General features: G+C 73.8%; 9 protein-coding genes. 6 read left to right on the plus strand and 3 right to left on the minus strand.

Annotated elements, in window-relative coordinates; all coding sequences use genetic code 11:
* Window positions 1–214: 214 nt before the first annotated feature.
* Together ACFV18_RS12395 and ACFV18_RS12400 are read left to right on the plus strand one after the other, a co-directional pair.
* On the plus strand, window positions 215–5,041 hold the full coding sequence (locus tag ACFV18_RS12395; RefSeq protein WP_380482179.1) for a hypothetical protein: 4,827 nt from the start codon (window positions 215–217) through the stop codon (window positions 5,039–5,041).
* Window positions 5,042–5,149: 108 nt separating this feature from the next.
* A complete protein-coding gene (locus ACFV18_RS12400) occupies window positions 5,150–6,079 on the plus strand; it encodes a cellulose-binding protein (protein ID WP_014138112.1) in 930 nt (309 codons plus the stop codon).
* Window positions 6,080–6,163: 84 nt separating this feature from the next.
* Here ACFV18_RS12400 and ACFV18_RS12405 read toward each other — a convergent pair whose 3' ends face one another.
* Window positions 6,164–6,967 carry an alpha/beta fold hydrolase gene (locus tag ACFV18_RS12405; protein WP_380482181.1) on the minus strand — a complete coding sequence of 268 codons (804 nt, stop codon included), beginning with the start codon at window positions 6,965–6,967 and terminating at the stop codon, window positions 6,164–6,166.
* Between the two features lie 95 nt (window positions 6,968–7,062).
* Between ACFV18_RS12405 and ACFV18_RS12410 the strand changes: the two genes are divergently transcribed.
* The gene (locus tag ACFV18_RS12410; protein WP_380482183.1) at window positions 7,063–8,058 is read left to right on the plus strand and encodes an ABC transporter ATP-binding protein; all 996 of its coding nucleotides are present in this window, start codon (window positions 7,063–7,065) and stop codon (window positions 8,056–8,058) included.
* A 1-nt stretch (window position 8,059) separates the two neighbouring features.
* Entirely contained in the window at window positions 8,060–8,827 is a 768-nt protein-coding gene (locus tag ACFV18_RS12415; protein WP_380482184.1) for an ABC transporter permease, read from the plus strand.
* Window positions 8,828–8,854: 27 nt separating this feature from the next.
* Here the strand turns inward: ACFV18_RS12415 and ACFV18_RS12420 are convergent, their stop codons facing one another.
* Complete coding sequence (locus ACFV18_RS12420; RefSeq protein ID WP_380482186.1) at window positions 8,855–9,169, minus strand: ATP/GTP-binding protein; 315 nt, start codon at window positions 9,167–9,169, stop codon at window positions 8,855–8,857.
* 391 nt (window positions 9,170–9,560) lie between these two features.
* Between ACFV18_RS12420 and ACFV18_RS12425 the strand changes: the two genes are divergently transcribed.
* On the plus strand, window positions 9,561–10,685 hold the full coding sequence (locus tag ACFV18_RS12425) for an LLM class flavin-dependent oxidoreductase (protein WP_380482344.1): 1,125 nt from the start codon (window positions 9,561–9,563) through the stop codon (window positions 10,683–10,685).
* Window positions 10,686–10,815: 130 nt separating this feature from the next.
* Here the strand turns inward: ACFV18_RS12425 and ACFV18_RS12430 are convergent, their stop codons facing one another.
* Window positions 10,816–11,208, minus strand: coding sequence for an SCO5389 family protein (locus ACFV18_RS12430; protein ID WP_380482187.1), 393 nt, complete (start codon window positions 11,206–11,208; stop codon window positions 10,816–10,818).
* Between the two features lie 537 nt (window positions 11,209–11,745).
* On the opposite strand from ACFV18_RS12430, the gene nucS reads away from it, so the two are divergent.
* On the plus strand, window positions 11,746–12,405 hold the full coding sequence (nucS, locus tag ACFV18_RS12435) for an endonuclease NucS (protein ID WP_380482189.1): 660 nt from the start codon (window positions 11,746–11,748) through the stop codon (window positions 12,403–12,405).
* The last annotated feature ends 12 nt before the right edge of the window (window positions 12,406–12,417 follow it).

The raw sequence follows: 12,417 nt of genomic DNA on the forward strand, positions 1-12,417 counted from the left end.
TCCGGTCCGCGCACCGCAGGGGAGTCCACGACGCGGGCACGGCCGAACGGTCGCCGTTCGGATCTGTCACCATTCTCCAGAGGCAACAGACCGCTCAGGAGTCCACCCGGACGGCGGAGCGGTGGCAAGGACCGACCCGGTCCGGCCCCGGCAAGGCCAGGGGGCGGAACGGAGCCGGTCGAGGACGCGACCAGGAGATGGGCGGGACCGCGGAGTGCGGGGCTACGACCGCGTTGAAGATCACCTCTCCAAGTTCGAGGCCGAGCTGGAGAAGGCCCGCAAGGAGCGGGACAAGACGATCGAGCACGCCGACGACCTCGCCTACCAGGTGGAGGTGCTCCGGGCCAAGCTCCACGAGGCCCGTCGGCAGCTCGCCCAGCCACGTGCCTTCGACTCCGTCTCCGGCCAGGCCGAACAGCTCCTGCGCAACGCCGAGATGCAGGCCGAGGCCCTGCGCGCGGACGCCGAACGCCAGCACCGCGAATCCCAGGCCGCGACCCAGCGGATGATGGCCGAGGCCGCCGAGCGCACCTCCCAGCTGGAGGCCGAGTTCAACGCCCGGCGCCGCCGGCTGGAGGAGGAACTCGCCGAGTTCCGCGCCGCCGCCGAACGCCACGTCAACGAAAACGTCAACTGGGCGGAGCAGACCCGCGCCGGAACCGAGCAGGAGGCCAAGCGCCTGCTCCAGGAGGCCCGCGCCGAGGCCGACCGGATGATGGCGGCCGTCCGCGCCGAGGCCGCCGCCCTCGCCGACCAGGCCCGCGCGCAGACCGCCGCCGACGTCGACGCCGCCCGCGGCGAGGCCCAGGCCCGCGCCGAAGCCGCCCTGCTGCGCGCCCAGTCCGACGCCGAACGCCTGCTGCGTGCCGCCTCCGAGCAGGCCCAGCAGACCGGCGCCCAGGCCGAGGAACAACGCGCCGCCGCCGCCACCGCCGCCCAGCAGCAACTGGCCGAGGCGCACGCCGCCGCCGAGCAGAAGCTCGCCGCCGCCGAAGCCGAGATCACCGCACTCAAGCAGCAGGCCCGCGCCGACCAGGAGCGCGCCGAAGCCGCCCTGGTCAGCGCCCAGGCCGAGATAGAGCGGCTGCGCGCCGAGGCCCTCGCCGAGGCCGAACGGGCCCGCACCGAGGCCGCCCGGATGCGCGAGGAAGCCCTCGCCGCCGCCGAACGCCTGCAGGCCGAAGCCGCCGCCGAGGCCGAACGCAAGGTCGCCGACGGCACCGCCGCCAGCGAGCAGCGCTCGCAGACCGCCAAGGCCGAGATCGCCAAGATGGTGGCCGCCGCCACCCGCGAAGCCGAACTGATCAAGGCCGCCGCCTCCACCGCCCAGGCCGAGGCCGACGCCGCCAAGGCCGCCGCCTCCGAGGAGAGCGAACGCCTGCGCGGCGCCGCCGAATCCGTCGCCAACGAGCTGCGCGCCGACGCCGAGAAGGAGATCGCCGAGCACTGGGCCACCGCCGAACGCAAGGCCTCCGAGCTGCGCGAACAGGCCACCGCCGAAGCCGAACGCCTGCACGCCGAAGCCGCCGAGACCGGCCGCGCCGAGGGCGCCAAGGAAGCCGCGCTGCGCATCGCCCGGGCCGCCAAGCAGGCCGAGGAGGTGCTCGCCCGCGCCACCAGCGACGCCGAGGACACCCGCGGCGAGGCCGCCGCCGAGGCCGAACGGCTGGTCGAGCACGCCAAGTCCGAGGCCAGCACGCTGCTGGAGCAGGCCCGCGAGGCGGTCGAGCAGGCGCAGAACGCCGCCATGGAGGACGCCGCCTCGATCCGCGAGCAGCTGGAGCGGATGCAGGCCGAAGCCGCCAAGGCCCGCGAACAGGCCGAGGAGCAGCGCTCCGCCGCCGAGGCCGAGGCCGAACGGGTCCGCGCCGAGGCCCGCCGGCAGGCCGCCGTCCAGATCGAGGAGTCCGCCAAGCAGGCCGAGGAACTGCTCACGGGCGCCAAGACCGACGCGGACGCGCTGCGCTCCGGCGCCGCCGAAGAAGTCGAACGGCTGCGCACCGAGACCCGCGAACAGGCCGCCGCCATCCAGGGCCGCGCCGAGCAGACCCTCACCCGGGCCCGCACCGAGGCCGAGAAGCTCACCACCGCCGCCGCGCAGGCCCGCGACGAACTGCTCGCCGCCGCGAAGGCCGCCGTCGAGGAGCAGCGCGCCGCCGCCGAGCGCAACGCCGCCGAGACCCGCGAGCAGGCCGAGGCCGCCGCCCGGGCCACCCGCGCCGAGGCCGACGCCATCGCCGAGGCCACCCTCGCCGACGCCACCCAGTGGGCCGAACAGCACCGCGCCGAGGCCGAGGAGGCCGGCCGGCTCGTGCGCGCCGCGGCCGAGGACGCCGCCCGCCTGGTCGCCGAACAGGCCGAGGACGCCGCCCAGGCGCTGCGCGACGAGGCCGCCGCCGCCCGCGAGGCGGCCCGCGCCGAGCTGGAGCGCGAGCAGGCGCTGTCCGCCCAGAAGCTGGCCGAGGCCACCGCGATCCGCGAGGCCGCCGACGGCGAGGCCGCCTCCGTCCGCAAGGCCGCCGCCCAGGACGCCCAGCGGGTGCGCGCCGAGGCCGACCAGCAACTGACCGCCGCCCACGCCGAGGCCGAGACGCTGGCCGCCGAAGCCGCCGCCGATCGGGCCGAGGCCGCACAACTGCGCGCGGACGCCGAGACCTACGACCGCGAGCTGCGCGCCACGGCGGAGCAGGAGACGGCCGAGCTGCGGGCCGCCGCCGACCGCGAGGTGGCCGAGCTGCGCGCCACGGCCGAGCGCGAGACCACCGAACTGCGCGAAGCCGCCGCCGCGTTCGACCAGGAACTGCGCGCGGACGCCGAGACCTACGACCGCGAACTGCGCGCCACCACCGACCGCGAGACGGCCGAACTCCGCGCCACCGCCGAGCAGGAGGCCGCCGAACTCCGCGCCCTCGCCGAGCGCGAGACCACCGAACTGCGCGAAGCCGCCGCCGCGTTCGACCAGGAACTGCGCGAGAGCGCCGCCACCTACGACCGCGAACTGCGCGCCACCACCGACCGCGAGACGGCCGAACTCCGCGCCACCGCCGAGCAGGAGGTCGCCGAACTCCGCGCCCTCGCCGAGCGCGAGACCACCGAGCTGCGCGCCATCGCCGAACGCACCGCCGAGGAGCTGCGGGCGCAGGCCGAGGCGCAGGCGGCCGAGCTGGTCGCGCTGGCCGAGCAGGAGGCCGCCGAGGTCCGGCAGTCGGTGGCGGGCCTGCACGAGGCCGCGACCAAGCAGATCGCCAAGCAGCGGGCCGCCGCCGAGCAGGAGGTCGCGGAGCTCCGCTCCCTCGCCGACCGCGAGACCACCGAGCTGCGCGAGGCCGCCGCGCGCGACGCGGCCGAGCTCCGTGCCACGGCGGAGCGGGAGACGGCCGAGCTGCGGGCCGCCGCCGACCGCGAGGTGGCCGAGCTGCGCGCCACGGCCGAGCGCGAGACCACCGAACTGCGCGAAGCCGCCGCCGCGTTCGACCAGGAACTGCGCGAGAGCGCCGCCGCCTACGACCGCGAACTGCGCGCCACCACCGACCGCGAGACGGCCGAACTGCGCGCCACCGCCGAGCAGGAGGTCGCCGAACTCCGCGCCCTTGCCGAGCGCGAGACCACCGAGCTGCGCGCCATCGCCGACATCGAGACCGCCGAACTCCGCGAGGCCACCGCGCAGAAGGTCGCCGAGCTGCGCGCCACCACCGACCGCGAGATCGCCGAACTGCACACCTCGGCGGCCGAGTTCGCCGAGCAGCAGCGCGCCGCTGCGGAGGCCGGGGCGCAGCGCACGCTGGCCGAGGCGGACGAGCTGGCGGCGGCCGCCCTGGCGGACGCCGAGGAGCGGGCGGCGGCGCTGCGTACGGACGCCGAGGAGTACGCGCTGGCGACCCGCACCCTGGCGGAGGAGTTCGACGCGGACATCCGGTCCCGCGCGGAGTCCTTCGACGCGGAGCTGCGGGAGGCCGCCGAGTCGTACGACAAGGCGACCCGCGAGCAGGCCAAGTCGGTGCTGGAGAAGGCGTTCGCGGACGCCGAGCAGCTCGCCGAGCAGGCCCAGCAGGAGGCGCTGGCGGCGGCCGCGGCGGCCGAGGAGCAGGCCGACGCGCTGGTCACGGCGGCCCGCAAGGAGGCCGAGCGGCTGGTCGCGACCGCCGAGGCGCAGGGCAGGGCCGAGGTGGAGAAGGCCCGTTCGGACGCGGACGCGCTGCTGAAGGAGGCCCGCCGGGACTCCACCGCGATCCGCAACCGGGCGGAGGAGCTGCGCGAGCGCACCGACTCCGAGATCGAGGCGCTGCACGAGCGGGCCCGCAAGGAGAACGCGCAGGCGATGAAGTCCGCCGGCGAGCGGGTGGACGCGCTGGTGACGGCGGCCCAGGAGCAGCTGACCGAGGCCGAGGAGCAGGCGCAGGCGCAGGTCGCGGAGGCCGAGGAGCGGGCGGCGGGGCTGATCGCGGCGGCGGAGTCGCGGGCGTCCGAGCTGACCTCGGAGGCGTCGGCGGAAGCCGGCCGGGTGCGGATCTCGGCGGTGCGCAAGGCGGAGGGTCTGCTGAAGGAGGCGGAGAACAAGCTCGCCGACTCCACCACCCGGGCCGAGGCGCTGATCATCAAGGCCGAGGCCAAGCTGAAGGCCGCCGAGATGGAGTCCGAGGAGAAGCTGGAGGCGGCTGCCGACGAGGCCGCGTCCCGGCTCAAGCGCGCCGACGACGAGTCGGAGAAGCGGATCCGGCGGGCCGGTTCGGATGCCGAGGAGCAGCTGCGGCTGGCCGCCGAGGAGGCGGAGCGGCTGCTCGCCGAGGCAAAGGCCGAGGCGAAGCGCGTGACCGACGAGGGCCAGCGGGAGTTGGACGAGTTGGTGCGCCGCCGCAAGGACATCAACACCGAGATCTCTCGGGTCCAGGACGTGCTGTCGGCGTTGGAGGCGTTCGAGGCGCCCGCGCCGGTGGCCCACAGCAACGGGGGCAACAAGAAGGACGGAGGGCCCAAGGCCGGTGCCGGGGTGGGCTCTCCACGATCGGGAGGCAATCGCTCCGGGGGCGCGCCACCCGATTGAGCGGAGATTGTCCGTCAACCAACGGCGTTTCGTCGTTGACACTCCGGTACCGTGTCAGGATTCCCTCAACCATCTCAGCGGTTTGACGACAGGAAGCCCAGAAATCCCATGAGCGACAGTCACTCCCCGCACGGCTTCGACCTGGTACGCCGTGGGTACGAGCGCGCCCAGGTCGACGAGCGGATCGCCAAGCTGGTGGCCGACCGAGACAGTGCGCTTTCCCGGATCAGCGCGCTGGAGAAGCGCATCGAGGAACTCCACCTGGAGACCCAGACCGCGCAGGCGGCGGTCACCGAGGCGGAGCCCTCCTACGCGGGCCTCGGCGCCCGGGTCGAGAAGATCCTCCGCCTCGCCGAGGAGGAGGCGAAGGACCTGCGCGACGAGGCGCACCGCGCCGCCGAGCAGCACCGCGAGCTGGCCGAGGCCGCCGCGCAGCAGGTCCGCACCGAGGCCGAGAACTACGCCAAGGACCGCAAGGCCAAGGCGGAGGACGAGGGCCTGCGGATCGTCGACAAGGCCAAGTCGGACGCGGCGCAGCTGCGCGCCGAGGCCAACAAGGACGCGCAGAACAAGCGCGAGGAGGCGGACGCCCTCTTCGAGGAGACCCGCACCAAGGCCGCGCAGGCCGCCCTGGAGTTCGAGACCAACCTGGCCAAGCGCCGGGAGCAGTCCGAGCGCGACCTGGCGGCCCGTCAGGCCAAGGCGGAGAAGCGCCTCGCCGAGATCGAGCACCGTGCCGAGCAGCTCCGCCTGGAGGCGGAGAAGCTGCGCACCGACGCCGAGCGCCGCTCCCGTCAGACCATCGAGACCGCGCAGCGCCAGGCCGAGGACATCGTGGCCGACGCCAACGCGAAGGCCGACCGGGTCCGCAGCGAGTCGGAGCGCGAGCTGGCGGCGCTCACCAACCGCCGCGACTCGATCAACGCGCAGCTGACCAACGTCCGCGAGATGCTGGCCACCCTGACCGGTGCGGCGGTCGCCGCGGCTTCGCTGCCGACCGACGACTCGCTGGGCGTCCCGGCGCAGCAGTCGCGCTGACGGCGGCCCCGTGAGGGGCAGCCCGCTGAGAACAGCCAGGAAGGGCCCGGAGGAGTTCGACTCCTCCGGGCCCTTCCGTCATGGTCAGGGGCCGTGCTGCTTCAGGCGCTTGAGGAAGGCGCGGACGGCGGCGTTGAAGGTCTCGGGGGCCTCCAGCGAGGACAGGTGGCCGACCGCCGGAATGACCGTCAGTTCGGCGTCGTGCAGGGCGTCGGCCATCATCCGGGCCTCGTCGAGCGGGGTGACGGTGTCGAGTTCGCCGACGATGACGGCGGCGGGCACCTCCAGCGCGGCCAGCACCTCCAGCGAGTCGGGGCGGGCGGCCATCGCGCGCTGCGCCCAGGCGACCGCGGCCGGGTCGGCCTCGGCGATCATCTGCCGGACGGCGCTGGTGAGTTCGGGGTCGGTGCCGGGGGCGAGCAGGTTCTCGGCGGTGTTCTCCTCGTTCAGCAGGTCGGCGCTACCGCGTTCGAGGACGGTGGTGGCGATGCGTTCGCGGTTGGCGCGGGCGGCGTCGGTGTCGGGGGTGGCCTTGGTGTCGGCGAGGATCAGGCCGGCCAGTCGTTCGGGGTGGCGGCGGGCGAAGGCCATCGCCACGTAGCCGCCCATGGACAGGCCGCCGAGCACGGTCTGTTCGATGCCGAGCTCGTCCAGCAGGTGCGCCAGGTCGTCGGCGGCGGTGTCCAGCGACGGCGGCTCCTCCCCCAGCGGCGCGGCCCCGAAGCCGCGTTGGTCCGGTGCGACCACCCACGCATCGTCCCCGGCCGGGCCGGGTACGCGTTCCAGTTGTCCTTCCCACATGCGCGCGGAGAGCGGGAAGGCGTGCAGCAGGACGAGCGGGGTGCCGGTGCCGTTCTCGCGGACGGCCGGCGCGCTGGGGGAGGTCATGGCTCCACCGTAGGCCCCGGGCGCCGCGCCCCGGACGACGATCGCCCGATTCATCCACTTCTGTCCTACCCTGGCCCCAGACCAAGGAGTGGCACATGATCGAGTTGCACCACCTGACGAAGCGTTATGGCGACACGTTGGCCGTGGACGATCTGAGCTTCCGGATCCCGGAGGGCGTGGTCACCGGCTTCCTCGGCCCGAACGGCGCGGGCAAGTCCACCACCATGCGGATGATCCTCGACCTGGACCGGCCCACCGCCGGCAAGGTCACCATCGACGGCCGCAGTTACGCCTCCGTCCAGGACCCGCTTCGGGAGATCGGCGCGCTGCTGGAGGCGAAGGGCGCGCACCCGGGGCGGACCGCCCACGACCACCTGCTGTGGATGGCGCAGTCGAACCGGATCCCGCGCGAGCGGGTCGGCGAGGTGCTCGAACTGGTCGGCCTGACCGCCGTCGCGAAGAAGCGCGCCCGGGGTTTCTCGCTGGGCATGGGCCAGCGCCTGGGCATCGCCTCGGCGCTGCTCGGCGACCCGAAGATCCTGATGTTCGACGAGCCGGTGAACGGGCTCGATCCCGAGGGCATCGTGTGGATCCGCCGGCTGATGAAGTCGCTGGCCGCCGAGGGCCGCACGGTGTTCGTCTCCTCGCACCTGATGGGCGAGATGGCGCTGACCGCCGACCACCTGGTGGTGATCGGCCGCGGCCGGCTGCTGGCGGACCTGCCGATGGCCGAGTTCATCAAGCAGAACTCGCGTTCCTCGGTGCGGCTGCGCACCCCGCAGCAGGAGCAACTGCTGGACGCGCTGCGGGCCGCCGGCCTGACCGCCGAACCCGGCCCGGACGGCGCCTGGGAGGTGACCGACGGCGACCCGGCGTTCCTCGGCGACCTGGCCGCCGCGCACGGCATCACCCTGCACGAGCTGAGCCCCCAACAGGCGTCCCTGGAGGACGCGTTCATGCAGATGACCGCCGATTCCGTGGAGTACCGCACCGAAGTCCCCGGCGACGCGACGGCCCCGCGGCAACAGCCCGCCTGGGGCGCCGGCTGGGACGCCCGCCGGGAGGCCCGTCAGGCCGGAAAGGAGAGTTGAGATGGCCGCGTTCCCCGCTGTCCTGCAGTCCGAGTGGACCAAGGTCCGCAGCATCCGCTCCACCGTGTGGACGCTCGTCGTCACCTTCGTGGTGGTGGTCGCGATGGGCTTCGCGATCTCGCTGCTGACCAAGCTCAACTACACCCAGTTCAGGGAGCACAATCGGAGCCCGTTCGACGCCACCGCCACCTCGCTCGCCGGGATCGCGCTCGGGGAGCTGGCGATCATCGTGTTCGGCGTGCTGGCGGTCGGCAACGAGTACGCCAGCGGCATGATCCGGGTGTCGCTGGCCGCCGTCCCGCAGCGCGGCACTCTGATGGGGGCGAAGACGCTGGTACTGGGCGTCCTGGCGCTGCTGGTCTCGCTGGTGACGGTGTTCGTCGCCTTCTTCCTCGGGCAGGCGGCCCTCGGCCAGTACAACACCGACCTCGGCCAGCCCCACGTACTGCGGGCGGTGTTCGGCGCGGCCTGCTACCTGACCCTGCTCTGCCTGTTCTCCATCGGGGTCACCATGATGCTGCGCAACCAGGTGCTGTCGCTGGGCATCCTGATCCCGTTCTTCTTCCTGGTCTCACCGATCCTGGCGATCGTCCCCAAGGTGGAGAACGTGGTCCGCTACTTCCCCGACCGGGCGGGCTCGGCGGCGCTCCAGGTCTACCAGACCTCGGACCACCCCTACGGCCCGTGGACGGGCCTGCTGATCTGCGCGGCCTGGGCGGCCGCCGCCCTGCTCGGCGGCTACCTGGTGCTGAAGCACCGCGACGCCTGACCCGCCGCCAGTACCTCGTCGGCCCCGTCAGTACCTCGGAGCGCCGCGGCCCCGCTGCAGGTTGGAGCCGCGGCGCTCCCGCGCTCCCCAGCACGCCCGGTGCCAGTGCCGCCGGTCGTCCACCCCGCTGCCGTGGTCCGGCCACGCCACCACGTGCCCGACCCCGGGCGGAATCTCCTGGTCGCACCCCGGACACCGGTAGTACCGCCCGGCCGTACCGGCCACGGTCTGCACGATCCAGTCCTCGCCCCGGTACGACTCCACCCGACGCAGCCCACCGCCCATCGGCGCGGCGCTCTCGCGGTCCTCGGACTTCTGGATCCGGTTGCGGCGCGGTGACACGTGACTACCCCTCGTTCCGGCGCGTTGTCCCTCAAGGGTACGGGTCGGCGCCACCCCAGGCGGCCGGGCTGTCCCAGCGGCCACAGGCATCACAGCGGCCCCTTCCGCGCCATTAGCACGGATCACCGTTCGGCCACAGCGATTCGACGGTAATCCACCCTTCTCTTGGGCAAATTGAGGTTTCGACGTGCCATTGGCACATGACATGGGTTACTCACGTGGTGACACGGCGGGGCCCGCGAACCCTGCGCGCACCGAGGAGGCACGCCCGATGACGAAAACCACCGCCCGCCCGCATGCCCGCTCCGCCGAGCGGCGAACGGCCGGCCGAGGGGTGGTGCCGGCTGTGCAGCCGGTGCCGGAGCAGGGGCCGGGGGCCGATACCGACGCGATCCGGGTCGGGGCCTTCCTGCTGTCCGCGCAGTTCCCGGGGCAGAGCCACGGCGAGGCGCTGGAGCGGACCGTCTCGGCGGCGCTGGCCGCCGAGCGGGTCGGTCTGGACGCGGTGTGGCTGGCCGAGCACCACTTCGTGCCGTACGGGGTCTGCCCGGACGCGGCGACGCTGGCCGGGATGCTGCTGGGCCGCACCCGGCGGATCGGGGTGGGCACCGCCGTCAGCGTGCTGAGCACCCGTCACCCGGTCGCGCTGGGCGAGCAGGCGGCACTGCTGCACCTGACCTCCGGTGGCCGGTTCACGCTGGGCGTGGGCCGCGGCGGGCCTTGGATCGACCTGGCGGTGTTCGGCGGCGGCCTGGAGGCGTACGAGCGGGGTTTTCCGGAGCGCCTGGACCTGCTGCTGCGCTGGCTGCGCGGGGCCCGGGTGGGCGGTTCGGGGCCGCAGTTCGACTTCCCGGAGGTGGCGGTGGTGCCACGGGCCGCCGAGCCGGCCCGGCGGACGGACCTGACGGGCTGGCTGGGCCTGGACGGGGCCGCCCCCGCGACCGCGGTGATCCCGAGGCAGCGCCAGGAGCCCGCGCAGCAGCCGCAGTCGGGCCCGCCGGTGGTGATGGCCTGCACCTCGCCGGCCGGGGTGCGGACGGCCGCCGAGCGGGGCCTGCCGATGCTGCTGGGCATGCACTCGGGCGACGAGGACAAGCGGGACATGCTGGCCGCCTACCGGACGGCCTGGCGGGCCGCCGGGCGCGGCGAGGAGGGCCTGTCCCGGGTGGAGCGGGAGCACGTCGCGGCGGGCGTGGTGCAGGTCGACGACCGGGCGGGCGCGGCCCGGGCCAGCCTGCTGCGTGCGATGCCGGACTTCTTCGCGTACGGGTTGGGCGCGCACCGCACGGTGGACGGCCGGGAACGGTCGATGCGTGACCCCCGGGCGTACACCGAGCTGCTGTGCGACCTGCACGCGGTGGGCACGCCCCGGCAGTGCGCGGACCGGCTGCGGGCGACGGCGGAGAACACCGGGATCCGGCGGTTCGCGCTGCTCGCCGAGGGTTCTGGGGACACCGCGGCGACGCTGCACAACCTGGACCGGATCGGCGACGAGGTGCTGCCGCAGCTGCGCTGAGCACCCGCCCGCCCGCAGGCGGACGGCCCGGCAGCGGCCGAGGCACGGCCCGCTGCCGCGCCGGGCACACGCCCGCGGGCCGCCCCGTCCGGTTGGGTCCGGGGCGACCCGCGCTCGGGCGTGTCGGGTCTCAGCAGTCGCGCAACTCGGGCGACTGGTTGAGCAGTTGGGCGCGGACCGAGGTGAAGCGGGCGTGCCGCTCCGCGGTGTCGGGGCCGGGGGCGAAGACCGCGACCCGGTGGCAGTTCTGGAAGGCCAGCTGGACGCCGAAGTGGCGCTGCAGTGCTCCGCGGATGGCATCGCTGGCCATCGCCCGGAGCAGCTGTCCGCGTTCCTTCTCGCTCGGCGGGGGGACCTCGTTGTCGGCGAAGTCGGTTCCATCGACCTTGAGTTGGGCGACCAGCGAGCTGATCATGTCCCAGGCGTAGGGCAGCGAGGTGCGGACACAGTCGACGAACTCCCGCTCGTCGACCTCGCCTCGTTCGGCCTTCTCCAACAGGGCCGGTGAGACGTCGAGCGACATGGGTTCTCCTCTCGCGGTCCGCCCCGGCGGATTCGACGGGGCGGTCGTTCCGGTGTGCTGAGGGTGCGTTGGACGGACGTGCGGTGAACCGCGCGCGATGTTCGATTCCGACGGCACGGCGGGCTGGGGGTGACGCCGCGTACGTCGAGGTCCTGGCCAGGGGGTTCAGACCAGCGTGTCAGTCCTTCCCGGGCCCGGCTGGAGAATCCGGGGATTGCCGCCCGAATCGCCGCGTCGAGGCCGAGATTGGCCGGAATCAGTTGTGCACCGACCCTGTACGCCGAGCTGGCACGGCTCACCGCGGGTGGCCGTGCGGTCACCATGTTTCGCCCCTCCCGGCCGCCCCACACCCGCTCTGCGGACACTCGCTTCAAACGGCCCCCGGGGCCCCCTCCGGACAGCCGCCTGTCTCGCGAATCGCGCCCCCTCGACCCACTGCACGCCGGCGCACCTCCCCCATCGCGCGCCCCCTCTCCGCACCCCCTCCGAAATCGAACAGGGACGGGGGCACTCCCGGCGGGCCGTAGGCTTGTCCCCATGCGTCTTGTAATCGCCAAGTGCACCGTGGACTACGCGGGCCGCCTCGCTGCACATCTGCCCTCCGCCGTGCGCCTGGTGATCGTGAAGGCCGACGGGAGCGTCAGCATCCACGCCGACGACCGGGCCTACAAGCCGCTGAACTGGATGTCCCCGCCGTGCTCCCTCAAGGAGGGCGAGGGTGTGTGGACGGTCACCAACAAGGCCGGCGAGAAGCTGATCATCACGCTGGAGGACGTCCACCACGACTCCAGCCACGAGCTCGGCGTCGACCCCGGCCTGGTGAAGGACGGCGTCGAGGCCCACCTGCAGGAGCTGCTCGCCGACCGGATGGAGGTCCTCGGCGCCGGCTGGCAGCTGATCCGCCGCGAGTACCCCACCGCGATCGGCCCCGTCGACATCCTCTGCCGCGACTCCGACGGCGCCACCGTCGCCGTCGAGATCAAGCGCCGCGGCGAGATCGACGGCGTCGAGCAGCTCACCCGCTACCTCGACCTGCTCAACCGCGACCCGCTGCTCGCCCCCGTCAAGGGCATCTTCGCCGCCCAGGAGATCAAGCCGCAGGCCCGCGTCCTCGCCACCGACCGCGGCATCGGCTGCGTCGTCCTCGACTACGACGAGCTGCGCGGCATCGACGACGACAAGCTCAAGCTGTTCTGACCCGGCGGCGGG

The organism is Kitasatospora sp. NPDC059673 (genome assembly GCF_042734215.1).
Taxonomy (GTDB): Bacteria; Actinomycetota; Actinomycetes; order Streptomycetales; family Streptomycetaceae; genus Kitasatospora.